Consider the following 25,851-nt stretch of genomic DNA (forward strand, 5'->3'; position numbering starts at 1 on the left):
TTACATTCCGAACCCGGAAGCTAAGCCCTCCAGCGCCGATGGTACTGCACTCGTGAGGGTGTGGGAGAGTAGGACGCCGCCGGACAATCTTCCAGTCGAGGGGCGCCCCATCCGGGTCGGCCCTCGACTGCGTAGCGCCATTGGTGGCGCAATCAGGAAGGATGTACCTGTGAGTTCAGGACCGCAGGGCGGAGACCGTCCCCGTCGTTACGAAGACCGTACTGACGGTGCGGGCGGACGCGACCGCGGCCCGCGCCGCGATGACCAAGGCCGGCCCCCGTACCGGGGAGACCGCGACAGCGGCGGCGGCGCCCGAGGCGGATACGCCGGCGGCCGCGACTCTGGCTCCCGTGGTGGTGACCGGGACAGCTCGCGCTCCAGCGCCCCCCGTGAGGGCGGCTACCGCGGCGGCGACCGCCGTGAGGGTGGTTTCCGTGGCGGCGACCGTGATGGGTCCCGTTCCAGCGCCCCGCGTGAGGGTGGCTACCGAGGCGGCGACCGCTCGGGTGCTCCGCGCGAGGGTGGTTTCCGCTCGGGCGCTCCCCGTGAGGGCGGCTTCCGTGGCGGCGACCGCGATGGCTCCCGCTCGGGTGCTCCCCGCGAGGGCGGCTTCCGTGGCGGCGACCGTGACAGTGGTTTCCGCGGTGGTGACCGCCGTGAGGGTGGTTTCCGTGGTGGCGAACGCGATGGTTCGCGCTCGGGTGCTCCCCGTGAGGGTGGTTTCCGTGGCGGTGACCGGGACAGCTCCCGTTCCAGCGCTCCGCGCGAGGGTGGTTTCCGTGGCGGCGACCGTCGTGAGGGTGGTTACCAGGGTGGCGACCGCACTCGCTCCGGCCCGCCGCGTGAGGGTGGTTTCCGTGGCGGCGACCGCCGTGAGGGCGGTTACCAGGGTGGTGACCGCCGTGAGGGCGGTTTCCGTGGCGGCGACCGCGATGGCTCGCGTTCCAGCGCCCCCCGTGAGGGCGGCTTCCGCGGTGGAGATCGCGACGGAGGCTTCCGGGGCGGCGACCGCCGCGAAGGCGGTTTCCGTGGTGGTGACCGCGAGGGTGGTTTCCGTGGTGGCGACCGGGACGGTTCGCGCTCGGGTGCCCCGCGTGAGGGTGGCTTCCGCGGTGGCGACCGCCGTGAGGGCGGTTACCAGGGTGGTGACCGCCGTGAGGGCGGTTTCCGTGGCGGCGACCGCGATGGGTCCCGTTCCAGCGCCCCGCGTGAGGGTGGCTTCCGGGGCGGGGACCGCGACGGTGGCTTCCGTGGCGGTGACCGCCGTGAGGGCGGTTACCAGGGTGGCGACCGCACTCGCTCCGCCCCGCCGCGCGAAGGTGGTTTCCGTGGTGGCGACCGCGATGGCTCGCGTTCCAGCGCTCCCCGTGAGGGCGGCTTCCGCGGTGGAGATCGCGACGGTGGCTTCCGTGGCGGTGACCGCCGCGAAGGCGGTTTCCGTGGTGGTGACCGGGACGGTTCGCGCTCGGGTGCCCCGCGTGAGGGTGGCTTCCGGGGCGGTGACCGCGACGGTGGCTTCCGGGGCGGTGACCGCCGTGAGGGTGGTTACCAGGGTGGCGACCGCACTCGCTCCGGCCCGCCGCGTGAAGGTGGCTTCCGTGGCGGCGACCGCGACGGTGGTTTCCGTGGTGGCGACCGCCGTGAGGGCGGTTTCCGTGGTGGCGACCGGGACGGTTCGCGTTCCACCGCCCCCCGTGAGGGTGGCTACCGCGGCGGCGACCGCGATGGCTTGCGTTCCAGCGCCCCCCGTGAGGGTGGTTTCCGTGGCGGTGACCGGGACAGCTCGCGTTCCAGCGCCCCGCGCGAGGGTGGTTTCCGTGGTGGCGACCGCCGTGAGGGTGGTTACCAGGGTGGCGACCGCACTCGCTCCGCCCCGCCGCGTGAAGGTGGCTTCCGTGGCGGTGACCGTGAGGGCGGCTACCGGGGCGGAGAGCGTTCCCGGACCGACGAGCGGCCGCGTCGCGAGGGGGAGTTCCGTCGCGACGACCGCGCGGGTGGCTCGGAGTCGTTCGACGGTGGGCGTAGTTCGGCCCCGACCTTGCCGGACGACATCGTCGCGACCGACCTCGACAAGGACGTCCGCGCTGAGCTGCTCTCGCTGAACAAGCCGGTCGCCGAGACGGTGGCCCGGCATCTGGTCGCGACCGGGCAGCTGATCGACGAGGACCCGGCCGAGGCGTTGGCGCACGCGCTGGCCGCCCGCCGGCTCGCGTCGCGTATCTCCGCTGTCCGTGAGGCGGTCGGCCTGGCCGCCTACCACGCCGGGGAGTGGCAGTCGGCGATCGCCGAGCTGCGCACGTACCACCGGATGAGCGGGTTGCAGAGCCACCTGGCCGTGCTCGCGGACTGCGAGCGGGCTCTCGGCCGGCCGGAGCGGGCCATCGACCTGTTCCGTGGCGCGGACCGGGAGAAGCTGGACCAGGCCGTGGCGATCGAGCTGCTGATCGTCGCCGCCGGCGCGCGGGGCGACCTCGGGCAGAAGGACGCCGCTGTCGCGATGCTCCAGGTCCCGGACCTCACCAGCGAGGCCACCGTCCCGTGGACGGCCCGGCTGCGGTACGCGTACGCCGACGCGCTGCTGGCGGTTGGCCGGCGCGAGGAGGCCCGCGAATGGTTCTCCCGCGCCGCCGACGTGGACACCGAGGGCGAGACCGACGCGGCCGAGCGGCTGCTCGAACTCGACGGTGTCGTCATCGAGGGTGACGACGAGGACGAGGCCGCCGAGGAGATCGCCGCAGGCCCGGGCGCTCCCGGCGCGGTACCGGCCCAACCCGACGCCGACCTGACCGGCGCCGAGAACGACGACGACGAGAACGACGACGAAGACGACGACCAAGAAGACGACGAAGACTTCGACGACGACGACGATGACGACGATGACGACGACGAAGACGAGGACGAGGACGAGGACTTCGACGACGACGAGGAGGACGCCGCTGTCGGCCGTCCCGCCGACGACGAAGGCTTCGACGACGAGGACGAGGACCGTCACCCGAGCGGCGGCAACGCCGACGCGGACACCGCTGGTGACAGCGACGTGACGTCCGCCGACGCGGCGAACGCCGACGTGCCGGCCCGGAACGACGAGTCGGGTTCGACGCAGCGGTGAGCACGGGCGTGGGGGAGCGGCTGGTCGACGGGTACACCCTGGTCGTCTTCGATCTGGACGGCGTGATCTACCTGATCGACCGGCCGATCCCCGGCGCCGTCGAGGCGGTGGCCCGCCTGCACGCCGAGGGACGGTCGGTGGCGTACGCCACCAACAACGCGTCCCGCCGGTCCAGTGAGGTCGCCGACCTGCTGACCGGGATGGGTGTGCAGGCCCGGCCGGAGGAGGTCCTCACCTCCGCCGCCGCCTCGGCCGAGTTGCTGCGCGACCGGCTGCCCGCCGGCGCGTCGGTGCTGGTGGTCGGCGCGGAGGCGCTACGCGCGGAGCTGCGCGCGGTCGGTCTGACCCCGGTCACCCAGGCCGACGAGAAGCCGGCGGCGGTGGTGCAGGGGTACGGCCCGCAGGTCGGCTGGGCCGAGCTGGCCGAGGCGTCGATCGCGGTGCGGGCGGGTGCGATCTGGATCGCCACCAACACCGATCGGACCCTGCCCAGTGGGCGGGGACCACTGCCCGGCAACGGTTCGCTGGTCGCGGTGCTGCGTACGGCGCTGGAGCGCGACCCCGACGTGGTGGTCGGCAAGCCGGAGCCGGCGCTGTTCGAGACCGCCGCTCGGCGCAGTGGCGGTGGGCGGAGCCTGGTGGTGGGTGACCGGCTGGACACCGACATCGAGGGCGCTCGCCGGGCAGGGCTGGACAGCCTGCTCGTGCTCACCGGCGTCAGCGGCGTACCGGAGCTGTTGGCCGCCGAGCCGCAGCGCCGTCCCACGTACGTCGCGAGGGACCTGGCGGGGCTGTTCGACCCGGCTGCCGCCGTGCGGGTGCCGGGCCCGGCGGACGCTGGCGGCTGGTCCGTGACCGACCGGGACGGCACGCTGGAGCTGGCCGGGGCCGGTCGGCCGCTGGACGCCCTGGCGGCGCTCTGCGCGGTGGCCTGGGCGGCGTCGGTGCCGGCGCTGCCGAAGATCCGCCCGGTGGGCCCGGACGCGGCCCACGCGGTGGAGAGTTTCGGTCTGACCGCGGCGGCGTGACCCGGGCGGTCGTCAGAGCAGCTTGCGCAACTTGAGCAGGTCGAACGGGTTCGCCTTGATCGACACCCGGCGGGAGGTCACCGCGTTGGTGACGTCCAGGTCGCCCCGGACCAGGGCGAGCAGGTCGTCGCTGGACGTGCTCAGCGCGATCTTGGCCTTGGGGTCGTCGCCGTCGGTCAGCTCGACCAGTCGACCGCCGGTGATCCGGCCGTGGAACGCGGTGTCCAGGTCGGTGATCCGGCAGGCCAGCGTCCGGTCCAGGTCGATCCGTTCGCGGACCGTCTCGGCGTTGCGATCCAACCGGGCGGCCAGCTCCTGCAACGCCTGCCGGCACTCGTCCACGCTGGCCACATCTCCCCCTCGCTGATCGCCACGCCGTCCTCGGCACCGTACCGCACGGGTCGGTCCGGGGTGCCCGGTAGCGTGACACCTGCACACCCCGCCCCGTGGAAGGACTCAGGCATGCAGGACGCGTGGCGCGCCTACCTCGAGCTGGCCATGGGCCTTGCGGAGGCGCCCCGGAAGAAGGCCCAGGACGTGGCCCGTCGCCTCGTCGGCTCCGGCGGTGCGACCGCCGCCCAACTCCAGGCCCTCGGCGAGGAACTGGTCACCACCGGCGCCGCCAACCGGGAGGCACTGACCAAGCTGGTGCGTTTCGAGGTCGACCGGGCCCTCGGGGCGGTCGGTCTGGCCACCGCCGACGAGGTGGCCGAGCTGACCCGGCGGGTGCACGACCTGGAACGGCAGCTACGGGAGGCGCGGTCCGTCGAGCCGGCCGACGCGTCGACCGCCGGTCCCACGGCACAACCCGGCCCGACCGTCGCCGCGCGGCCGGGCACCGGTCTCGTGCCGTCCGACGGCTCGGCCGGCGCCCCGGTCTCCGCGCCGGTGGCGAAGAAGGCCGTGGCGAAGAAGACGGTCGCCAAGAAGGCCATCGCCAAGAAGGCGCCGGCGACGATCAGCCGGACCGCCGACGAGGACGTCCCGACGCCGGCCGTGATGCCCGCGAAGAAGGCGGTCCGCAAGCAGCAACCGGACGACGCCGAATGACCCGGCCCGGTCCACCGCCCGGCGGTTCCTTCCCGCCCCGGCCCGGTCCGCCGGCCGGCGGGTCCTTCCCGTCCCGGCCCGCACCGCCGGCCGGCGGGTCCTTCCCGTCTCGGCCCGCACCGCCGGCCGGCGGCTCGTTTCCGGCCCGGCCCGGGCCGCCGGTGGGTGCCCGTCCCGGGCCGCCGCCGGACCTCGGGGACGATGAGCCGCGGCATCCGGCGGTGGACGCCGCCGTGCGGGCCATCGCCAACGCGGCGACGCTCGCCCCCGCCGACCAGATCGCCCAGTACGAGGCGGCCTACGAGACGCTGCGGGAAACCCTCGCCACCATTGACCAGACCTGAGCGGGACGACCAGGCCTGAGCAGACCGGAGAACCACCCATGGCACGTCGTAACCGGCTGGACGCCGAACTCGTCCGCCGCGGTCTGGCCCGCTCCCGTGAGCAGGCCGCCGCGTTGGTGGAGGCCGGCCGGGTCCAACTGCGGGGCGTGGTCGCCCGTAAGGCGGCCGCGATGGTCGACCCGGCCGACCCGCTGCTGGTGACCGGTGCGGACCCGGCCGAGGAGTACGTCTCCCGGGGCGGGCACAAGCTCGCCGGCGCGCTGGCCGCGTTCGCACCCGGTGGGCTGCGCGTCGCCGGGCGGCGTTGCCTGGACGCGGGGGCGTCGACAGGTGGGTTCACCGACGTGCTGCTGCGCGCCGACGCGGCCGAGGTGGTGGCCGTGGACGTCGGCTACGGGCAGCTCGCCTGGCCGCTGCGCACGAACGAGCGGGTCCGCGTCCTGGAGCGCACGAATGTCCGTACCCTCGATGCTGACGCGATCGGTGGTCAGGTCGACCTCACGGTGGCCGACCTGTCGTTCATCTCGCTGCGGCTGGTGCTGCCGGCGTTGGCCGGCTGCACCCGCGACGACGGTGACCTGGCGTTGATGGTCAAGCCGCAGTTCGAGGTCGGCAAGGACCGGGTCGGCGCCGGCGGTGTGGTCCGTGATCCGGAGTTGCGGGCCGAAGCGGTGCTGGACGTGGCCGCGACGGCCGCGCGGCTCGGCTTCGGGCTGGCCGACGTGGCGGCCAGCCCGCTGCCCGGGCCGAGCGGCAACGTGGAGTTCTTCGTATGGTTGCGCCGGGGCGCACCAGCGGCCGACCCACAGCGGGTGCGGGCCGTGGTGGCGGCCGGGCCGGACGGCTCGACGACGGCCGGTGACGTGCCGGACGTGGCGGCGGAGGAGGTCGCAGGGTGAACGCGCGTAGTGAGGGCGTCGCAACGGGCCGCGCGGTGACACGCGGTCGTGTCGAGGCGACGGCGTCGGTGGCGCGACGCCGCAGGCGTGGGCGGGCGGCCCGATGAGCCGGACCGCGCTGCTGGTGACCCACACCGGCCGTCGACGCAGCACGGAGCACGCCCGGTCGGTCGCCGCCGACCTGATCGCCGCGGGTTTCGAGGTACGGGTGGTGGCCGACGAGGCCGACGACCTCGACCTGCCCGGCGTGGTGCCGGTCGCCGGCCCGCAGGCCGCCGAGGGCGCCGAGATCGTCTTCGCGCTCGGTGGGGACGGCACCTTCCTGCGCGCCGCCGAGCTGGCCCGGCCCGCGAAGGCGCCGCTGCTCGGCATCAACCTCGGCAAGGTGGGCTTCCTGGCGGAGGCGGAGATCGACGACCTGGACACGGCGGTCCGGGATGTCGTCGGCCGCAACTACACGGTCGACGAGCGGCTGACCCTGGACGTCACCGCCGAGTTCGACGGTGGGCCGACCATCGAGTCGTGGGCGCTCAACGAGATCAGCATCGAGAAGGGCGAGCGGGCCCAGATGCTCGAGCTGCTCGTCGACGTGGACGGCCGGCCACTGTCGCGCTACGGCTGCGACGGGGTCGTCTGCGCCACCCCCACCGGCTCCACCGCGTACGCGTTCTCCGGTGGCGGCCCGGTGGTCTGGCCGGAGGTGGAGGCGCTGCTGCTGGTGCCGATCAGCGCGCACGCGTTGTTCAGCCGCCCGCTGGTCACCGCTCCGACGTCCACCTTCGTGATCACCGTCGACCCGTTCACCACCCTCGCCGTGCTCTCCTGCGACGGCCGGCGGGTCTACGACCTGCCGCCCGGCGCGCGGGTGACGGTGCGCCGCGGCGCGCTGCCGGTACGCATCGTGCGGCTGCGCCCCCGTCCGTTCACCGACCGGCTGGTGGCCAAGTTCGGCCTCCCCGTGCACGGTTGGCGCGGCAGCCGCCGGTGACCGTGGCACACACCCTCGGTGGATGTCAGGTGTCCACCTGACGACATGTCGCCGCTGCGGCGGCGGGCGACTAGTGACCCGGTGACACGCTCCGACGCAGACTCCGATCGGCCCTCATCCACGGATGGCGGGCCTGGAGGAGTAGAGGAGCCCATCGCATGCACTGGTCCCCACGCTGGCTCGCCGTCGGCGCGGTCGGCGCGTTGGTGGTCGGCGTCGCCGCACCGGCGTCCGCCGACCCGCCCGCCCGGCCCACCGGCCCGACGTCGGGCACGCCCGCCCAGCACGCACCTGTCCGCATCACCCTGATCACCGGCGACCAGGTCGACCTGGTGCAGGCGGCGCCCGGTCGGGTCGCCGCCACCGTCCGCCCCGGCCCGGGGCGCAACCGGGTCACCTTCCAGACCGTCGAGGCGGACGGCGGGTTGCGGGTGCTGCCCAGCGACGTCATGCCGTACCTCTCCGCGGGGGTGCTCGACCCCGACCTGTTCGACGTGCAGGAGTTGGCGGCCGACGGGTACGGCGACGCCGCGCAGGGCGCGTTGCCGCTGATCGTCCGCTACCAGGAGCCGGCCGCCGGACGGGTCAGGCCGCTGGCGGGCGCCACCGACGCGCGTCCCCTGGAGAGCATCAACGGCGCCGCGCTGCGGGTCGGCAAGGGTGACCTCGGTGGTCTGTGGACGTCGCTGCGCGGCGCGCCCGGGCAGCGGGTCACCGCCGGTTCGCCGGCCCGGCTCGGCGCCGGTGTCGACCGGATCTGGCTGGACGGGAAGGTCCGCCCGACGCTGGAGCACAGCGTGCCGCAGATCGGTGCCCCGATCGCCTGGGCCGCCGGTCGGGACGGTGCCGGCGTGAAGGTGGCGGTGCTCGACACCGGCGTCGACGCCACCCACCCCGACCTGGCCGGTCGGATCGCGGAGGCGCAGGACTTCTCCGGTAGCGGCAGCGCCCGCGACGGGCACGGTCACGGCACCCACGTGGCCGCCACCATCGCCGGCAGCGGGGCCGCGTCCGACGGGTTACGCAAGGGCGTCGCCCCGGGCGCGCGGTTGCTGGTCGGCAAGGTGCTCGACGACGGCGGCTCCGGCTACAGCTCGTCCATCATCGCGGGCATGGAGTGGGCCGCCCACTCCGGCGCGAAGGTGGTCAGCATGAGCCTCGGTGGCGACCCGACCGACGGCACCGACCCGATGAGCCAGGCGGTGAACGACCTGACCGCCGAGACCGGCGCGCTGTTCGTGGTCGCCGCCGGCAACTCGGGCGCCGCGCGTACCGTCGGCGCGCCCGGCGCGGCCGCGGCGGCGCTCACCGTCGGCGCGGTGGACCGCGCCGACAACCTGGCCGAATTCTCCAGCCGGGGCCCGCGCCTCGGCGACAACGGCCTCAAGCCCGAGATCACCGCGCCGGGCGTCGGCATCATCGCCGCCCGGGCCGCCGGCACCACCATGGGTACGCCTGTGGACGACGCCTACACGACCGCGTCCGGCACCTCGATGGCCACCCCGCACGTGGCCGGAGCGGCGGCGATCCTGGCCCAGGAACACCCCGACTGGCCTGCCACGAAGCTCAAGGACGCGCTGGTCAGCACGACGAAGGCGAACCCGGCGTTGACCGTCTTCGAGCAGGGCGCCGGCCGGGTCGACGTGGCCCGCGCGCTGGGCCAGCGGGTGTACGGGTCCGGCACCGCCGACTTCGGTCGGCTCAGCACCGGTGGCGCGACGGTCGAGCGGACCGTCACGTACACCAACGGCGGCACGGCCCCGCAGACCCTGCGGTTGGCCCTGGAGCTGCGCAACCTGGACACCCGTGCGGCCGAGACCGACGGGGTCGCGGTCGGCGGCGCCGAGGTGACCGTGCCGGCCGGCGGCAGCGTCGCCGTGCCGTTGCGGGCCGACCCGGCGAAGCTGGACCGGGGTCTGCACAGCGGCTGGCTGGTGGCCACCGGCGCGGACGGCGTCGCGGTGCGCACCGCCGTCGCGCTCACCCTCAGCGGCCCGCTGCACATCGTGACCGTGCGGGCGCTGGACATGAAGGGTCAGCCGGGTCTCGCGTCGGTGCTCACCCTCTTCGGTGAGCAGCCCGAATCCGACTGGCTCGGCTGGGTGGGCGGCGAGGTGCGAATCCAGGTCGAGGAGGGCCCCTATCTGGTCGAGGCGCTGATCGAGCACGGCGCCCCGCTGGACGAGCAGATCACCCTGGTCACCGACCCGGAGCTGCTTGTCGACCGGGACCTCACCGTGGTGCTCGACCCGCGCAAGGGAACCCCGGTGCGGATCGAGACGCCGAAGCCCACCGAGCAGCGGTCGACGATCAGCTTCTACGAGCACCGGGTCTTCGGCAACGGCCGGCAGATCGACCACGGCGTGATGACCTTCAGCACCGTCCAGCAGGTCAACGTCACGCCGACCCGCCGGGTGAGCAAGGGGGAGTTCGAGTTCTCGTCGCGCTGGCAGCTGGTCAAGCCGATGGTGGACGCCCGGATCAGCGGGGTGTCCGGTGCGCTGGACATCAACCTGTTGGGTTATTCGCCGGCGCCGAGTGAGCGGCGGAAGCTGCCGCTCGTGTGGGCCGGCACCGGGAGCCCCGCCGAGCTGGCCCGGGTGCGGGGCGCCGCCGCTCTGCTGTCCGGCAGCCCGGACCGCTCCGAGGACGAGCAGATCGCGGCGGCAGCCGCCGCCGGCGCCGCCGTCGTGCTGATCGTTCGGCCGGCGGACTTCAGCGCGTGGACGGAGTGGCAGCCTCTCGGGGACCGGCTGCCGATCCCGTCGCTGGTGGTCGCGCACGACGACGGGCAGCGGCTGATCGCGGAGGCCAGGAAGGGCCGGGCGACGTTGGACCTGACGTTGACCGTGGACAGCCCGTACCTCTACGACGTGTGGCAGGTCTCGAAGGGTCGGGTGCCGGAGCGGATCGTGCACACGGTCACCGCGAAGAACACGGCCGAGGTGACCGCCAACTACGGTGACGTCGGCGGTACGGAATGGGCCACCGAGCAGCGGTTCGGCTGGCGTCCGTGGCAGGAGACCGCCTGGAACGACGACCAGCGGCTGGTGCGTACCGGGACCACCCGGCAGGAGTTCGTCAGCTCCGGGGACTCCTGGTGGCAGCACCAGGTCCTGCACAAGGTCACCTGGTCCTGGGGGCGCCTGCTCGGCGGGCTCACCCAGCAGCCCCGGCAGTACGCGGCCGACGACCGGGACACCGAGACCTGGCACGCCCCGGTGATCCGGCCGGCCGTGCCGGCCGGCGGCGGGGTCCCGGTGCCGACCCGTACCGGGGACACCCTGGACCTGGGGGTGGCCGAGTTCGTCGACGCCGACGGGAACTACAGCCCGGCCGGCGGGAGCGAGGAGCCGGACACCGTCACGGCGCGGGTCAGCCGCAACGGGCAGCAGATCGCGGACCTCTCCGACGGTTGGGCGCCGGTGCCCACGACCGCCGGGGCGGCCCGCTACCGCCTGGACCTGACCACGCAGCGCTCCTCGGACGAGTGGCGCTACGGCACCCGGACCGACACGGCCTGGGAGTTCACCTCCGCCCGACCGGCGGGCGACGCCGCCACGCCGTTGTCGCTGCTCCAGGTGGACTACCGGGTGCCGGCCGACCTGCTCGGTACGGTACGCGGCAACCGGCCGCACCAGTTGGGGCTGACCCTGCGGCAGCCGGCCGGGGTGCCGGCGCCGACCGGCACCAGCGTCCGGGTGCAGGTCTCCTTCGACGGGGGCGTCACCTGGCGCAACGCGCCGACCACGGGGTCGGGCACCCGGTACACCGCGACCGTGCCGGCGGGGCGCGGAACGGTGTCGCTGCGGGTGCACGCCGCCGACCGGGCCGGGAACACCGTCGACCAGACGGTGCTCCAGGCGTACGGGCTGCGCTGATCGGGCCGGGCGGGGCGGCCTGGCCGCCCCGCCCTTCCGGTTGAAGGGTCCGCCGTCGGTCGACGGCGGACCCTTTCGGCGTCAGAGCCAGCCGCGTCGGGCCACCTGGAACGCCAGCCCGGGACGGGTGTCCACGCCGGCGGCGGCCATCAGGTCGGCGATCCGCCGTTGCACGGTCCGCCGGCTCACCCCGAGCTGGGAGGCGATGGACTTGTCCGGTACGCCCGCCACGAACAGCGACAGCAGCCGCGCCTCGTCGGCGTCGGGCTGGTAACCGTCGCCCGGATGGGCCTCGGGCTCCGGTCGTCGGCCCTCGGGCGTCGCGACGGCGAGGGGGTCGTCGAGCCGCAGCCGGGTGGCCACCCGCCAGTGGCTCTCGAAGAGGGCGAGCAGCGCGTCGAGAAGTTGACTGCGACCGATCACGGCGGCGCTCGGTTCACCGCCGTCGCGGTCCGGCACCAACGGGCAGATGGCCGTGCGGGCGTCCACGATGGCCAGTCGGACCGGCAGCCGGTCCAGGACACGGGCCTGCTCCCCGGCCGCGACCCCCTTGGCCAGGTCGGCCAACGCGCCCGGCTCCAGCAGCAGGTCACGCTCGTAGATGGCCCGGTAGCTCACTCCACGGGCCAGCGCGTCGAACTCCTCGACGTTCTCCGGTCCGGCCATGGCGAGGGGATTGGCCCGGCAGAACCAGAGCACCTCGGTACGCGCCGAATTCTGCAAATCGCGCAGCCGGTCCCGCAGCACCCGGGTGCCGGTGATCACCTCCACCAGGTGGTCGACGTGGTGTCGGCGCAGCCCGGAGCGGTACTCCTCGGCCAGTTGGGTGACCAGTCGGCGGGCCGCCTCCAGGTCCTCCTGGCGGCGCAGCAGCGCCCCGCCGAGGGCGACGTCCGGGGCGGTCGGGCGCAGCGGGGCGTCCGGGTCGTTGTCGCTGCGCTGCACGAGACCCTTGCCGCGCAACGCCTCGACCTGGGCGAGGACCTGCTCACGGGGCCGGTGCAGGCGACCGGCCAACTCGTCGATGCGGGCCGTGGTGAGCTGGAGCAGGCAGCGGTAGAGCTCCTCCTCAGCCGAGGTCAGGCCGATCACGTCCAACACGGGGCAGAACTGTACGTCGGCCGGGTACGGGCCTTACCCGGGCCCGTCGGCTGGTCAATTGTCGTGCCTCGCGTCTACTGTCGGTGGCTGTGCTGGAAGAGCTGCGCATCACGGGACTGGGCGTCATCGAGGACACCACGCTGCCGTTGACCGGCGGCATGAACGTCATCACCGGCGAGACCGGTGCGGGCAAGACGATGGTGGTGACCGGCCTCGGCCTGCTCTTCGGCGGCCGGGCCGACGCCGGGCGGGTCCGCGCCCAACCCGGCCGGGCGGTGGTGGAGGGGCGGCTGCGGCTGCACGGGCGGGTCGCCGACGCCGTGCACGCGCGGATCACCGAGGCCGGTGGCGAACCCGACGAGGACGGCTCGGTGCTGCTGAGCCGCACCGTGACGGTGGAGGGGCGCTCGCGCGCCCACGTCGGCGGGCGGAGCATGCCGGTGTCGATGCTCGGCGAGGTCGGCGAGCAGGCGGTCGCCGTGCACGGCCAGTCCGACCAGCTGCGGTTGCTGCGCCCGGCCGAGCAGCGGGCCGCACTGGACCGGTTCGCCGGCCCCGCGCACGAGAAGCTGCTCGACGCGCTGCGCGAGGCGTACACGGGGTGGCGTCGGGTGGTCGACGACCTGGCCGACCGGCGGCGTAACGCCCGCGAGCGCAACCAGGAGGCCGACCTGCTGCGGCTTGGCCTCGACGAGATCACCCGGGTCGATCCGCAGCCCGGTGAGGACGACGACCTGAAGACCGAGGCGCAGCGGCTGGAGCACGCCGAGGGCCTGCGGACGGCGGCGCAGATCGCCCAGCAGTGCGTGGCCGGTGGCGCGGAGGCCGCCGAGGAGACCCCGGACGCGGCGGCGCTGCTCGGCACCGCCCGGCGGACCCTGGAGGCGCAGTCCGGCACCGATCCGGCGCTCGGTGAGCTGGCGGCCCGCCTGGAGGAGGCGGCCACGCTGGTCACCGATGTGTCCGCGGAGCTGTCGGCGTACCTGGCGACGCTGGACGCGGACCCGGCCCGGTTGCAGCACGTCTACGAGCGGCGGGCGGCGCTGCGCGCGTTGACCCGCAAGTACGCCGACGACGTCGACGGGGTGATCGCCTGGGCCGATCGGGCGCGCACCCGACTGTCCGACCTGGACATGTCCGACGACCTGCTCGACGAGTTGGAACGGGAGGGCCAGCGCCTCGCCGTCGAGGTGGCCGACCTGGCCGGGCGGGTGTCCACCTCCCGGCAGGAGGCGGCGGTCCGCTTCGCCGACCAGGTCACCGTCGAGCTGGCCGGTCTGGCCATGCCGCACGCGCGGATCGAGGTGGCGGTGCTGCCCCGTCCGGCCGGGCGCGCCGAGCCGACGCTCTCGGTCAACGGCGTCGAGGTGGGGGTCACCCCGGACGGCGGTGACGAGGTGGAGCTGCGGTTGCTGGCCCACCCGGGCGCGCCGTCGCTGCCGTTGCAGCGGGGCGCCTCCGGCGGTGAGCTGTCCCGGGTGATGCTCGCCATCGAGGTCGTGTTCGCCGGCTCGGGCGGCCCGCCCACGTTGGTCTTCGACGAGGTCGACGCGGGGGTCGGCGGTCAGGCGGCGGTGGAGATCGGCCGCCGGCTGGCCCGGCTGGCCCGCAGCCACCAGGTGCTGGTGGTCACGCACCTGCCGCAGGTGGCCGCGTTCGCCGACCGGCACCTGGTGGTGGCGAAGGACACCGGCGGCGCGGTGACGACCAGCGGTGTGCGGGTGGTGGAGGACACCGAGCGGGCTCGGGAGTTGGCGCGCATGCTGGCGGGTTTGCCCGATTCAGATCTGGGTATCGCCCACGCCGAGGAGCTTCTGGCAGTGGCCGCCAAGGAAAGGCGGTTGTGACGCCGCGTATTGTGAGCGCAAGCACACCGGCTTGTGCCGGTGTGTGCTTCCCTGGGTAGGCGGCCCTGCTCAGGCATGTCGCGACAGAAAAGCCTGCCTCACATGCCAGGATGGTCACGATGCGTCTACCCACGTTGCGCCGGAACCGGAACTCCGAACCGGGCAGAGTCCTCGGCACCGCGCGCCTTGATCGCCGGACGAAACGCCTGGTCGGTCGGCTGCGCCCCGGTGACATCGCGGTCATCGACCACGTCGACCTGGACCGGGTGGCGGCCGACTCGCTCGTCGCCGTCGGGGTCGCGGCGGTGCTCAACGCCAAGCCCTCGGTCTCCGGCCGTTACCCGAACCTCGGCCCGGAGGTGTTGATCGCCGCCGGCATTCCGCTCCTCGACGACCTCGGTGAGGGCGTCTTCGAGCGGATCCGCGAGGGCGACCAGGTGCGCATCGAGGGCAACACGGTCTTCGCCGGTGACGAGCCGGTGGCCCACGGCAGCCTGCAGGACGCCGAGTCGGTCGGCAAGGCGATGGCGGACGCCCGGGAGGGTCTGTCGGTGCAGTTGGAGGCGTTCGCCGCCAACACGATGGACTACCTGCGCCAGGAACGCGACCTGCTGCTCGACGGCGTCGGGGTGCCGGACATCGAGACCCAGATGCAGGGCCGGCACTGCCTGATCGTGGTGCGCGGCTACGACTACAAGGCCGACCTGGACGTGCTGCGCCCGTACATCCGGGAGTTCAAGCCGGTGCTCATCGGCGTCGACGGCGGCGCGGACGCCCTGGTCGAGGCCGGCTACACCCCCGACATGATCATTGGGGACATGGATTCGGTCACCGACGACGTGCTGCGCTGCGGCGCCGAGGTGATCGTGCACGCGTACCCGGACGGGCGTGCGCCGGGCCTGCCCAGGGTCAACGGCCTCGGTGTGCCGGCGATCACCTTCCCGGCCGCAGCGACCAGCGAGGACCTGGCCATGCTGCTCGCCGACGAGAAAGGCGCCTCGCTGCTGGTCGCGGTCGGCACGCACGCCACCCTCGTCGAGTTCCTCGACAAGGGCCGCGGCGGGATGGCCTCGACGTTCCTGACCCGGCTGAAGGTCGGCGGCAAGCTGGTCGACGCCAAGGGGGTGAGCCGGCTCTACCGGCAGAGCATCTCCGGTTCGTCGCTGCTGCTGCTGGTGCTGTCGGCGATCGCGGCGATGGCGTCCGCGGTGGCCGTGTCGACAGTCGGGAAGGCGTACCTGGGCGTGGTCGCCGAGTGGTGGGACAATTTCGTGTTCCAGCTGTACCGGCTCTTCTAGTTCCCGACCGATCAAGAGGCTGCAAGCGTGATCAATTTCCGCTACCACGTGGTGTCCCTCACCGCGGTGTTCCTGGCTCTGGCGATCGGTCTGGTGGTCGGCACAGCCGCCCTCAACGGCCCGGTCGCCGACTCGCTCGAGGGGCAGGTCACCGGGCTGCGCAAGGACAACCAGCACTGGCGCCAGACGGTCAGCAACATGGAGAAGCAACTGGCGCTGGAGGAGGAGTTCGCCGAGGAGATCTCCCAGGTCGTCCTGCCCGGCACCCTCACCGGGCGTCGGGTCGTGGTGCTCAGCCTGCCCAACGGGCGTGACCACACCGAGGGCGTGCTCAAGAAGCTCCAGCTCGCCGGGGCCACCATCACCGGTCAGGTCGACCTGCAGGACAAGTTCATCAACCCGGACAACAACTCCAACCTGCTGGAGTTGGCCGTCACCGCGGCCCGTCCGACCGCGCAGACCACCGGCCTGCCGGGCAACGGGCACGGTGTGGAGACCTCCAGCGCGCTGTTGGCCAGCGTCCTGCTGGACCGGGCCCAGGGCGTCGCGCCGGTCAGCGACGCCGACCGGCGGGCGGTGCTCGCCGCCTACAACAACGCCGGCTACCTGACCACCGACAGCAACAAGGTCACCGCCTCGGCAGAGGCGGTAGTCGTGGTCAGCGGCCAGCCGTACGTCGACAAGGACTCCGACAAGCGGGACGAGTCGGTCGTCAACATCGCCGAGCAGTTCGACCGGACCGGGTCGATCGTGGTGGCCGGCAACGGTTCCGTGGGCGGCAACCTGGTCGGCGTGGTGCGCGGCGACCCGGTGCTCGCCCAGACCATCTCCACGGTCGACAACGCCAACACCGTGCAGGGCCAGGTGGTCACCACCCTCGCCCTGGTGCAGCAAATCACCGAGAAGAAGGCCGGCCAGTACGGCGTCGGCGACAACGCCCCGTCGCTGCTGCCTAGACTGCCCCAGTGAGCGAACGACGTACCCCCGTGTCCGGATCCGACCAGACGGCGCGTGATCGAGCCGGCGAGGTGGCGGCGTGAGCGCGCTGGGCCGGCTGTTGATCGCCGGCGCGGGTGCCGCGGCGGCCCGGTACGCGCTGCGTGAGGCGCGAACCTCGCCGGCCGGGCCCGCGTTGGAGCGCACCAACTTCCGTGGCCGGACGGTGAGCCTGGCCGCCGGGCCGGCGCTCGCCGCCGGTGCGGCCGCCGCTGGCGCGTTCGGTGCCACCGGCGGCGCCGCCGGTGGGGCGGCCCTGGTCGCCGGTCTCGGCGCGGGCGGCGTCGGCCTGTACGACGACGTGGTCGGCGCGCGGCCGGAGCAGAAGACGGCCAAGGGCTTCGCCGGGCACCTCGCCGCGCTGCGCGAGGGACGGGTCACCGCCGGTCTGGTCAAGGTCGTCGGGGTGGGCGCCGCCGGGCTGGGCGCCGCCGCTCTGCTCGCCGCCGACCCCCGGGTCGCCGCGCACCCACGCCGGCAGCGGCACGGTGCGTTCGGCCGGGGTGTCGACGTGCTGCTCGGCGCCGGCGTGATCGCCGGCACGGCCAACCTGCTCAACCTGCTCGACCTGCGGCCGGGCCGCGCCCTCAAGTCCGGGCTGCTGCTCGCCGCCCCGCTGACCGGCGGCCCGCAGGGTGGGATCGCCGCGGGCGCGGCCGGCGCCGCAGCCGGCCTGCTCCGCGACGACCTGGCCGAGGACGTGATGCTCGGCGACAGTGGCGCGAACGCGCTCGGCGCGGTGCTCGGCGTCGCGCTCGCCGCCCGCACCGGCCCACTCGGCCGGGCCGGTCTGCTCGCCGTCCTCGCCGGGCTCACCGCCGCCAGCGAGAAGGTCAGCTTCACGGCGGTGATCCAGCGGACTCCGGGGCTGCGCGAGCTCGACGCACTGGGCCGACGCGCCGACTGACGTGACCAGACCGGCACCCCTCGCCGGCGCCGGCCGGCTGGCCGGGGCAGCCGCGCTCATCGCCGTCCTCACCGTGGCCAGCCGACTCGCCGGGTTCGGCCGCACCGCCGTGTTCACCTGGAGCTTGGCGCCCACCGACCTCGGCGGCACCTACGTGGTGGCCAACGCGGTGCCGAACTTCATCTTCGAGATCGTCGCCGGGGGAGCGCTGGCCAGCCTCGTCGTACCGCTGCTCGCCGGCGCGGTCGCGGCGGGCGACCGGACGGCCGTGGCCCGGACCACCGGGGCGCTGCTGACCTGGACGCTGGCCCTGCTGGTCCCGCTCGCGCTGCTCGTGGTGCTGCTCGCCGGCCCGGTGGTCGAGTCCCTGGGCCACCACCTGACCACCGCCCAGCAGCAGAGCGGCGTGCGGATGCTGCGGGTCTTCGCGCCGCAACTGCCGCTGTACGGGGTCGGCATCGTGCTCACCGGGGTGCTCCAGGCACACCGCCGTTTCGCCTGGCCGGTACTCGCTCCGTTGCTGTCCAGTCTCACCGTCATCCTGGTGTACCTGGGGTTCACCGCCACGCAGGGCCGGTACGCCACCGTCGGCGGGGTGAGCCCCGGCGGTGAGTTGCTGCTGTCTGGCGGCACCACCCTCGGCGTGGTGGTGCTGTCCCTGTCGTTGCTGATCCCGGTTCGCCGCTTGCACCTGGGGCTGCGGCCCGGGTTCGGGTTCCCCGCCGACGCGCGGGCCCGGGTCGGCGGCTTGGCGGTGGCCGGCGCGGTCACCGTCACCACCCAGCAGATCGCCCTGATCGTCAGCCTGAACCAGGTCACCGCCGGGGCGCGGAGCAACCCGGGCGTCTACAACCTGGCGCAGACCGTCTACCTGTTGCCGTGGGCGGTGCTGGCGGTGCCGCTGGCCATCGCGGCCTACCCGACCCTGGCGGCGGCACGGGCCGCCGGGGACGAGCAGACCTACCGCGCGACCCTGGCACCGGCCGTCCGCGGCGTGCTCCTGTTCAGTTGCCTCGGCACGGCCGCGTTGATCGGGACCGCCGGGCCGGTCGGGCACTTCTTCTTCCCGGCGGACACCGCGTCGACCGCGGCCGCCGCGATCATCGGGTACGCCCCCGGCCTGGTCGGCTACGGCCTCTTCGCGGTGCTCACCCGGGCGCTCTACGCCAGGGGCGAGACCCGGGCGGCGACGCTCGCCACGGCGGTCGGCTTCCTGGTGGTGCCCGGCGTCGTCCTGCTGCTCGGCGCGGTGCTGCCACTGCGGGACCGGGTGCTCGCGGTGACGTCCGCCAACTCGGTGGGGATGCTGGTGCTCGGCGCGTTGCTGCTCGTGGCGGTGCTGCGCAGCGCCGGCCGTTTCGCCCTCGCCGGCGCGGCACGGGCGGGGGCGGCCGGCGGGCTCGCCGGTGTGCTCGCCGGGCTCGCCGGGTTGGGCCTCAGCCGTTGGCTCGACCAGTTGGAGGGCGGCACCCCGACGACGGCGGCGGCGTTCGGTCAGGGCATGCTGTCCGGGGTTCTGGTTGGGGTGGTGTTCCTCGCCGTGGTCTGGTTCGTCGACCGGCGGGACGTCCAGCCACTGCTCGCCGGGGCGCTGCGGCGCCTGGGCCGGCGGGGGTCGTCCGGCGGTGCGCCGCCGGACGCGGGCTCCCCGCAGCGGGGCGACGGGAAGGAGACGGTGGGCCAGTGAGCGCGGGAAGTGAGCCAGCTCTGCCCGCCGGGTGGTCGGGCACCGTCGCGTTGGTGCTCGCGTCCAGCACCGGCGGGGTCGGCCAGCACGTCCGCTCGGTGGCCCGTGGCCTCGTCGCGGGCGGCGCCACCGTCCTGGTCTGCGGACCCGCCGCCACCCAGGAACAGTTCGACTTCACCGGTGTCGGTGCGCGGTTCGAGCCGGTGGAGATCCCGGCCAGCCCGACTCCGGCCGACGCCCGGGCGGTGCTCGCCCTGCGCCGGGTGCTCACCGCCGCCGAGGTGGACGTGGTGCACGCGCACGGCCTGCGGGCCGGGTTGGTCGCCGTGCTGGCCCGTCCGGCCGCCCCGCTGATCGTCACCTGGCACAACGCGGTGCTCGCGGGGGGACTGCGGGGTTCGGTGTCCCGGCTCGTCGAACGGGTGGTGGCCCGGGGCGTCCGGGTGGCGCTCGGCGCTTCCGCGGACCTGGTGCGACGGGCCGCCGAGGTGGGCGCCTCCGACGCCCGGCTCGCCCCGGTCGCCGCGCCGACGCTGCCCGCGCCGCGTCGACGCCCGGCGGCGGTACGCGCCGAGTTCGGCGTCCGCCCGGACCAGCCGCTGATCCTCTCGGTCGGTCGGCTGCACCCGCAGAAGCGTTACGACGTGCTGATCGACGCGGCGGCGCGCTGGCGTACGCGTACCCCGCCGCCGGTCGTGGTGATCGCCGGCAGCGGGCCGGCCTATCTGCCGCTCGCCGCACGGACCTCGGCCGCCCGCGCGCCGGTGACCCTGCTGGGGCACCGTACCGACGTGGCCGACCTGCTGGCCGGCGCCGACCTGGCGGTGGTGACCAGCGACTGGGAGGCGCGGCAGCTCTTCGCCCAGGAGGCGCTGCGCGCCGGCGTGCCGCTGGTGGCCACCGCGGTGGGCGGGCTCCCGGATCTGGTCGGTGACGCCGCCACGTTGGTCCCCGCCGGTGACGTGGACGCGGTCGACGCGGCCGTACGCGCGTTGCTGGACGACCCGGCGGCGCGGGCGGAGTTGGGCCGGCGCGGCGCCGAACGGGCGGCGACGTGGCCGACCGAGGCGGACACCGTCGCCACGCTCGTCGCCCTCTACGCCGAGCTGGTCGGGGATGCCGGCGGTCCGGCGGCCGCCCCGGGCTCCGACGCCCCGAGAACGGGACACCGGTGATGCTGCGCCGAATCGCCCCCGCCCTGCTGACAGTGCTCGTGGTGGCGCTGGGCGTCACCGCGCTCGCCGCCCGCCCACCCCAGGGCACCCCGCAACGCACCGCCGACTTCGTGGTGCTCGCCGGGATCGCCGGTTTGCGCTGGGAGGACGTGGACCCGCAGAGCACCCCGACGCTGTGGCGGATGGCCCAGGACGGGTCGATCGGCTCCCTGTCGGTGCGTTCCGCGCACCGGCCCACCTGCCCGGTGGACGGCTGGTTGACCCTGGGCGCGGGCAGCTTCGCGGCGTGGAACGGCAGCCGGTCGGTCGACGGTTGCCCGTCGGCGGCGGTGACCGTGGAACAACCGGACGGCATCGGCGCGAACCTGCCCGACCAGGAGAGCGTGGTCCAGTACAACCAGCAGCGGCTGCCCTGGGGTGCCATGCCCGGCTCGCTGTCAGAGTCGGTGCGGTGCTCCGTCGCCGTGGGCCCGGGCGCGGCCGTGGCCGCCGCCCGACCGTTCGGCCGCGTCGACCGGTACGCCTCGGGGCTGCCGGCCGACCCGCGGCCGCTGCTCGGCTCGTGTGTGCTGAGCATCGTCGACCTCGGCACGGTCGAGGGGGCCGACCCGGCGACCCGCGCCGAGGAGGCCCGCGCGGCGGACGCCGAGCTGGCCCGGGTGCTGGCGGCGCGACCACCGCGGTCGTTGGTGCTGGTCGCGGGGATCTCCGACACCGCCCAGCCGTCGCGGCTGCACGTGGCGGTCGCCGACGGGCCGGGCTGGGAACGGGGGTGGCTCACCTCGGCCAGCACCGGCCGGGACGGATACCTGCAACTTGTCGACCTCGCGCCGACCGCCCTCGCCGCGTTGGGTCGGCCCATGCCGGAGCGGCTCTTCCTCGGCCGTCCGGCGATCAGCACCGGTGGCCGTCCGGCCGACCTGGCCGAGGCCATCGACGCCCCGGCGAACGCCGACCGGGAGGCGGCCGCCCAGCGTGCTGTCTCCGGTGTGTTCTTCGCGCTGCTCGCCGGGGTGCAGGTGCTGCTGGCGCTCGCGATCCTGCCGCTGCTGCGCCGGGCCCGCCCGCACGCCGGCCCGTCCGGCCCGACGCCCGTCTCCGGGCGGATCGTGGCGGTGGTGGAGCTGTTGCTGGTAGTGGCGGCGTTGACGGTGCCGGCGGCGCTGCTGGCCGACGCGGTGCCCTGGTGGCGCGGCGAGCACCCCGGGTGGATCTTCGCCGGGGTGACCGCGCTGCTGGTGGCCGCCGGCACCGCGGCGGTGCGGTTCGCACCCGGGTACGCGGGCACCCTCGGGCCGGTCGGCGCGGTGGCCGGCCTCACCACGCTCGTGGTCGGGCTGGACGTGCTCACCGGGGCCCGGCTCCAGCTCAACAGCGTGGTCGGCTACTCCGCGTTGCAGGGCGGCCGGTACGCCGGGCTGAGCACGGTGGGGCTGGGGGTGTTCCTCGCCGGCGCGTTGCTCACCGGCGGCTGGTTCGCCCAACGGGTGCACCGGGGCTGGCGGCCGGCGGTGATGGTGGCGGTGGGCGGCCTCGCCGTGGTGGTGGTCGGCAGCCCGTACCTGGGCGCCGACCCGGTCGGCGCGATCGCGCTCACCGCCGGGGTGAGCGTCGCCGCCGTGATCAGCGCCGGCGGCTGGTTGACGATCAGCCGGTTGGCCTGGGCCACCATGGCCGCCCTGGCGGTCGGCATCGGGTTCGCGGTGGTGGACCTGCGGCGTCCCGCCGCGGAGCGGGGCAGCCTGGGCCGGTTCCTCTCCGCGCTCGGTGACGGCACCGGCGGGTTCGCCGTGCACCGGTCCAGTACGGAGAACTTCGAGACGTTGGTCAACAGCCCGCTGACCGTGCTGGCGCTGGCCGGCGGGTTGCTGGTGTGGTTCGCCCTGTTGCAGCCGTGGGGTGGGCTGATGCGGCTGTTCGGCATCTACCCGGCGGTTCGGGCCGCGCTGGCCGGCACGGTGGTCGCCGCGGTGCTCGGTGGTGTGCTCGACGGCGCGGCACTGGACCTGATGGGTGCTGCCGCCGCCCTGGTGGTGCCGATGGCAGCCCTGGCGTCGCTGCGGGTGCTCGGGCACGCCGCGGACCGGACCCGCCCGGCACCGGGCCGCTCCCGCGCCAACGGCGCCGACGACGACTCGGGGTCGGGCGGGGTCGGCCCGGTCGGTGGGGGTGACGGCCCGACCGGCGGCGGTGGGCCGCTGGGCGCGGTGCACCCCCGTCCGGTCGGCGGCCCGCCCGCGAGCGCACCGGCGAAGGTCACCCGACCGGCGTCGGACACCCCGGGTGAGGGCCGTGGGGACGCCGACGAACCGTCCGGCCCGACCGCGAGCGGGTCGTCGCCGGACCCGGCTCCGACGGTGCCCGTACCGCCCCGGCAGGTCTCCCGGTCATCGACCGAGGTTGCCGCGCCCTGAGCGCCGGGCCTCGCTTGGATGGCCCGGAGGTGTCGCAGCCGGGGTGCGGCCTGCGAGTACCCGCCCGGGAGGTGTTACCGTCGAATCCCGTGGATCGCGTGATCACTTTGCTGATCAAGCACGGCGGTCTGCATGACCGCGACAGACGACACGGGAGCAGGCCTTGGCCCCATCAGCACGGACGACCAGGCACATTTTCGTCACCGGGGGCGTCGCCTCCTCGCTGGGTAAGGGCCTCACCGCCTCCAGCCTCGGCAACCTGCTGACCGCGCGCGGGCTGCGTGTGGTGATGCAGAAGCTCGACCCCTACCTGAACGTCGACCCGGGGACGATGAACCCGTTCCAGCACGGTGAGGTCTTCGTCACCGAGGACGGCGCCGAGACCGACCTCGACGTCGGGCACTACGAGCGGTTCCTCGACCGGGCGCTGTCCGGCAAGGCGAACGTCACCACCGGCCAGATCTACTCCGACGTGATCGCCAAGGAGCGCCGGGGGGAATACCTGGGCGACACCGTCCAGGTCATCCCGCACATCACCAACGAGATCAAGTCGCGGATCCTGGCGATGGCCGACCCGGACGAGGACGGCCAGCTCCCCGACGTGGTGATCACCGAGGTCGGTGGCACGGTCGGCGACATCGAGTCGCTGCCGTTCTTGGAGGCGATCCGTCAGGTTCGCCACGACCTGGGCCGCGACAACTGCTTCTACCTGCACGTCTCGCTGGTGCCGTACCTGGCGCCGTCGGGTGAGCTGAAGACCAAGCCGACCCAGCACTCGGTGGCGCAGCTGCGCAACATCGGTATCCAGCCGGACGCCATCGTGCTCCGCTGCGACCGGGAGATCCCGGTCAAGCTCAAGGAGAAGCTGTCGCTCTACTGCGACGTGGACGCCGAGGCGGTCGTCGCCGCCCCGGACGCGCCGAGCATCTACGACATCCCGAAGGTGCTGCACCGGGAGGGCCTGGACGCGTACGTGGTGCGCCGGCTCGGCCTCTCCTTCCGGGACGTGGACTGGGCCAGCTGGGACGACCTGCTGGAGCGGGTGCACCGCCCCCGGCACACGGTCACCGTCGCGGTGGTCGGCAAGTACGTCGACCTGCCCGACGCGTACCTGTCGGTGAGTGAGGCCATCCGGGCGGCGGGCTTCGGCCACCGGGCCCGGGTACAGCTGCGCTGGGTGCCCAGCGATGAGTGCGTCACCCCGGCCGGCGCCGCCGCCGCGCTGGCCGGCGTGGACGGCATCCTCATCCCCGGCGGCTTCGGCGTCCGCGGCATCGAGGGCAAGATCGGCACCGCCCGGTACGCCCGCGAGGCCGGCATCCCGCTGCTCGGCCTCTGCCTCGGCCTGCAGTGCATGACCATCGAGGTGGCCCGGCACCTGGCCGACCTGGACGGCGCCAACTCGTTGGAGTTCGACGAGCAGGCGGCCCACCCGGTCATCGCCACGATGGCCGACCAGGAGGACATCGTGGCCGGCCGGGGCGACCTGGGCGGCACCATGCGGCTGGGCGCGTACCCGGCGACCCTGACCGAGGGCTCGATCGTCGCCGAGGCGTACGGCAGCACCGAGATCAGTGAGCGGCACCGGCACCGGTACGAGGTGAACAACGCCTACCGGGACGCGCTGACCAAGGCGGGCCTGCACATCTCCGGCACCTCGCCGGACGGCCGGCTGGTCGAGTTCATCGAACTGGACCGCAGCCTGCACCCGTTCTTCGTGGCCACCCAGGCGCACCCCGAGTTGAAGAGCCGCCCGACCCGCCCGCACCCGCTGTTCGCCTCGTTCGTCAAGGCCGCGGTGGCGTACTCGCAGGCCGACCAGCTGCCGGTCGACCTGGACGCGGCGGCGGAGGCCCCGACGACGCGCAAGGCCGCCCGCAACGGCGCCGCGACGAAGGCGTCGTCGGCCTCGTGAGCGGGCTGGAGCACCGCTACGAGGTGCGTTCCCGGGAGGAGCGGTACCGGGGGCGGATCTTCGACGTGGTCACCGAGGAGGTGACCATGCCGGGCGGTGGGACCGGGCTGCGTGACCTCGTCCGGCACGTCGGGGCGGTGGCCGTGGTGGCGCTCGACGACGCCGGCCAGGTGGTGCTGATCCGGCAGTACCGGCATCCGGTCGGGCGGCACCTGTGGGAGCTGCCGGCGGGCCTGATGGACGTCTCCGGCGAGGAGTTGCCGGCGGCGGCGCTGCGGGAGCTGGCCGAGGAGGCCGACCTCACCGCCGGGCGGGTCGACGTGCTTGTCGACCTGCACAGCTCGCCGGGGTTCACCAACGAGATCGTCCGAGTGTTCCTGGCCCGGGACCTCGGCGACGTGCCGGCCGACGAGCGGCACGAGCGCCACGACGAGGAGGCCGACCTCCAGGTCGTCCGGATCGACCTGGACGAGGCGGTCGCCATGGTCCTGGCCGGTGAGATCACCAACGCGTCCGCGGTGGCCGGGCTGCTGGCCGCGGCCCGCGCCCGGGAGACCGGCTTCACGCAGCTGCGCCGGGCGGATGCGCCGCTGCCGCGCTGAGCGCCGCCGCCGGTCCAGCCCGGTCCGGGAGTACGCGCGAAAGGGGCCCCGCGGTCAGCCGCGGGGCCCCTTTCACTGTCTGGTCTAGGAGTCGCGCAGCGGACGGCCCTGCGCGTCCGTGCCGCCGTTGACCAGGATGAGGATGCCGTCAACGACGCCCCAGAGGGCGCCGACACCGCAGGTCACCAGGCTCACGACGAGCTGGAGAACGGCGATCTTGGTGTGTCCGGTGTAGAACCGACCGGCACCGAAGGTGCCGAGCAGGATGCCGAGGATGCCCGCGACGATCTTGCTCTTGTCGGAGACGCCCTGGGGGTACCCCGGCTGGGGGTACCCGGGCTGGTAAGGAGGAGTGGTCATGGGCGGACACATTAGTGATCCACTCGTCGGCTGTCCGCACCGCCACCCGGCAGATGGGACGATAATGGTGAAACACTGTCCTGTCGGCTGAGGTGACGCTCGACCGCCGCATCCGGGTGGTGCCCTGACACTTCGTCAGGACACCCGGGCACCGGATGCCACTGTGCTGGCTCGCGGCGGCGCCGGGCGCGCCTAGACTGCCGCCGCGGGACCGGTGTACCGCGGTGGCAAAGGGGCCGTCGCGGCACCG

Annotated in this window: 20 protein-coding genes and 1 rRNA gene; 17 read left to right on the forward strand and 4 right to left on the reverse strand. The window is 74.1% G+C overall.

What is annotated here, in order from left to right:
* Positions 1-85 (forward strand): 5S ribosomal RNA (rrf, locus tag ACFYL6_RS24240); the annotation flags it as partial.
* 90 nt (positions 86-175) lie between these two features.
* Here the strand turns inward: rrf and ACFYL6_RS24245 are convergent.
* Positions 176-2,134 (reverse strand): hypothetical protein, encoded by a 1,959-nt coding sequence (locus ACFYL6_RS24245; protein ID WP_387174453.1) that lies wholly within the window; start codon positions 2,132-2,134, stop codon positions 176-178.
* On the opposite strand from ACFYL6_RS24245, the gene ACFYL6_RS24250 reads away from it, so the two are divergent.
* On the forward strand, positions 2,123-3,109 hold the full coding sequence (locus tag ACFYL6_RS24250) for a Replicase polyprotein 1ab (protein ID WP_387174725.1): 987 nt from the start codon (positions 2,123-2,125) through the stop codon (positions 3,107-3,109). The two genes, ACFYL6_RS24245 and ACFYL6_RS24250, sit on opposite strands and share 12 nt — an antisense overlap.
* Positions 3,106-4,137, forward strand: coding sequence for an HAD-IIA family hydrolase (locus ACFYL6_RS24255; RefSeq protein WP_387174454.1), 1,032 nt, complete (start codon positions 3,106-3,108; stop codon positions 4,135-4,137). Before ACFYL6_RS24250 ends, ACFYL6_RS24255 begins: the two co-directional genes overlap by 4 nt.
* Before the next feature lie 12 nt (positions 4,138-4,149).
* Here the strand turns inward: ACFYL6_RS24255 and ACFYL6_RS24260 are convergent, their stop codons facing one another.
* Positions 4,150-4,488: an SCP2 sterol-binding domain-containing protein gene (locus ACFYL6_RS24260; protein ID WP_030334914.1), complete on the reverse strand. Its 339-nt coding sequence runs from the start codon at positions 4,486-4,488 to the stop codon at positions 4,150-4,152.
* Positions 4,489-4,599: 111 nt separating this feature from the next.
* Here ACFYL6_RS24260 and ACFYL6_RS24265 point away from each other — a divergent pair, with 111 nt between their 5' ends.
* From ACFYL6_RS24265 to ACFYL6_RS24285, 5 genes are all read left to right on the forward strand, one after another.
* Positions 4,600-5,187, forward strand: a complete 588-nt coding sequence (locus ACFYL6_RS24265) for a phasin family protein (protein ID WP_387174456.1) — start codon at positions 4,600-4,602, stop codon at positions 5,185-5,187.
* The gene (locus ACFYL6_RS24270) at positions 5,184-5,531 is read left to right on the forward strand and encodes a hypothetical protein (protein ID WP_387174458.1); all 348 of its coding nucleotides are present in this window, start codon (positions 5,184-5,186) and stop codon (positions 5,529-5,531) included. The genes ACFYL6_RS24265 and ACFYL6_RS24270 overlap by 4 nt, the downstream gene beginning before the upstream one ends.
* A gap of 38 nt (positions 5,532-5,569) precedes the next feature.
* The gene (locus tag ACFYL6_RS24275; RefSeq protein ID WP_387174460.1) at positions 5,570-6,430 is read left to right on the forward strand and encodes a TlyA family RNA methyltransferase; all 861 of its coding nucleotides are present in this window, start codon (positions 5,570-5,572) and stop codon (positions 6,428-6,430) included.
* A 103-nt stretch (positions 6,431-6,533) separates the two neighbouring features.
* On the forward strand, positions 6,534-7,418 hold the full coding sequence (locus tag ACFYL6_RS24280; protein WP_355431895.1) for an NAD kinase: 885 nt from the start codon (positions 6,534-6,536) through the stop codon (positions 7,416-7,418).
* A 158-nt stretch (positions 7,419-7,576) separates the two neighbouring features.
* On the forward strand, positions 7,577-11,299 hold the full coding sequence (locus ACFYL6_RS24285) for a S8 family serine peptidase (RefSeq protein WP_387174462.1): 3,723 nt from the start codon (positions 7,577-7,579) through the stop codon (positions 11,297-11,299).
* Between the two features lie 81 nt (positions 11,300-11,380).
* Here ACFYL6_RS24285 and ACFYL6_RS24290 read toward each other — a convergent pair whose 3' ends face one another.
* Positions 11,381-12,400 carry a helix-turn-helix domain-containing protein gene (locus tag ACFYL6_RS24290; RefSeq protein WP_387174464.1) on the reverse strand — a complete coding sequence of 340 codons (1,020 nt, stop codon included), beginning with the start codon at positions 12,398-12,400 and terminating at the stop codon, positions 11,381-11,383.
* Positions 12,401-12,489: 89 nt separating this feature from the next.
* On the opposite strand from ACFYL6_RS24290, the gene recN reads away from it, so the two are divergent.
* The 9 genes from recN to ACFYL6_RS24335 all read left to right on the forward strand — a co-directional run bounded on the left by recN (position 12,490) and on the right by ACFYL6_RS24335 (position 25,241).
* Positions 12,490-14,247 (forward strand): DNA repair protein RecN, encoded by a 1,758-nt coding sequence (gene recN / locus ACFYL6_RS24295; protein ID WP_387174727.1) that lies wholly within the window; start codon positions 12,490-12,492, stop codon positions 14,245-14,247.
* Positions 14,248-14,366: 119 nt separating this feature from the next.
* Positions 14,367-15,545 carry a putative cytokinetic ring protein SteA gene (gene steA / locus ACFYL6_RS24300; RefSeq protein WP_091407271.1) on the forward strand — a complete coding sequence of 393 codons (1,179 nt, stop codon included), beginning with the start codon at positions 14,367-14,369 and terminating at the stop codon, positions 15,543-15,545.
* Positions 15,546-15,572: 27 nt separating this feature from the next.
* Positions 15,573-16,514: a copper transporter gene (locus ACFYL6_RS24305; RefSeq protein WP_387174466.1), complete on the forward strand. Its 942-nt coding sequence runs from the start codon at positions 15,573-15,575 to the stop codon at positions 16,512-16,514.
* Between the two features lie 67 nt (positions 16,515-16,581).
* Complete coding sequence (locus ACFYL6_RS24310; RefSeq protein ID WP_091407266.1) at positions 16,582-17,448, forward strand: hypothetical protein; 867 nt, start codon at positions 16,582-16,584, stop codon at positions 17,446-17,448.
* A 1-nt stretch (position 17,449) separates the two neighbouring features.
* Positions 17,450-19,135, forward strand: coding sequence for a murein biosynthesis integral membrane protein MurJ (murJ, locus tag ACFYL6_RS24315; protein WP_387174468.1), 1,686 nt, complete (start codon positions 17,450-17,452; stop codon positions 19,133-19,135).
* A complete protein-coding gene (locus ACFYL6_RS24320) occupies positions 19,132-20,310 on the forward strand; it encodes a glycosyltransferase family 4 protein (protein WP_387174470.1) in 1,179 nt (392 codons plus the stop codon). The genes murJ and ACFYL6_RS24320 overlap by 4 nt, the downstream gene beginning before the upstream one ends.
* Positions 20,310-22,724: a hypothetical protein gene (locus tag ACFYL6_RS24325; RefSeq protein WP_387174729.1), complete on the forward strand. Its 2,415-nt coding sequence runs from the start codon at positions 20,310-20,312 to the stop codon at positions 22,722-22,724. Before ACFYL6_RS24320 ends, ACFYL6_RS24325 begins: the two co-directional genes overlap by 1 nt.
* A 163-nt stretch (positions 22,725-22,887) precedes the next feature.
* The gene (locus tag ACFYL6_RS24330) at positions 22,888-24,639 is read left to right on the forward strand and encodes a CTP synthase (protein ID WP_112697923.1); all 1,752 of its coding nucleotides are present in this window, start codon (positions 22,888-22,890) and stop codon (positions 24,637-24,639) included.
* Positions 24,636-25,241 (forward strand): NUDIX domain-containing protein, encoded by a 606-nt coding sequence (locus ACFYL6_RS24335; RefSeq protein WP_387174471.1) that lies wholly within the window; start codon positions 24,636-24,638, stop codon positions 25,239-25,241. The genes ACFYL6_RS24330 and ACFYL6_RS24335 overlap by 4 nt, the downstream gene beginning before the upstream one ends.
* A gap of 84 nt (positions 25,242-25,325) precedes the next feature.
* Here ACFYL6_RS24335 and ACFYL6_RS24340 read toward each other — a convergent pair whose 3' ends face one another.
* Positions 25,326-25,613, reverse strand: a complete 288-nt coding sequence (locus tag ACFYL6_RS24340) for a TM2 domain-containing protein (protein WP_372492730.1) — start codon at positions 25,611-25,613, stop codon at positions 25,326-25,328.
* Positions 25,614-25,851 lie beyond the last annotated feature (238 nt).

This window comes from Micromonospora sp. NPDC007208, from assembly GCF_042869175.1.
Classification (GTDB): domain Bacteria; phylum Actinomycetota; class Actinomycetes; order Mycobacteriales; family Micromonosporaceae; genus Micromonospora; species Micromonospora foliorum.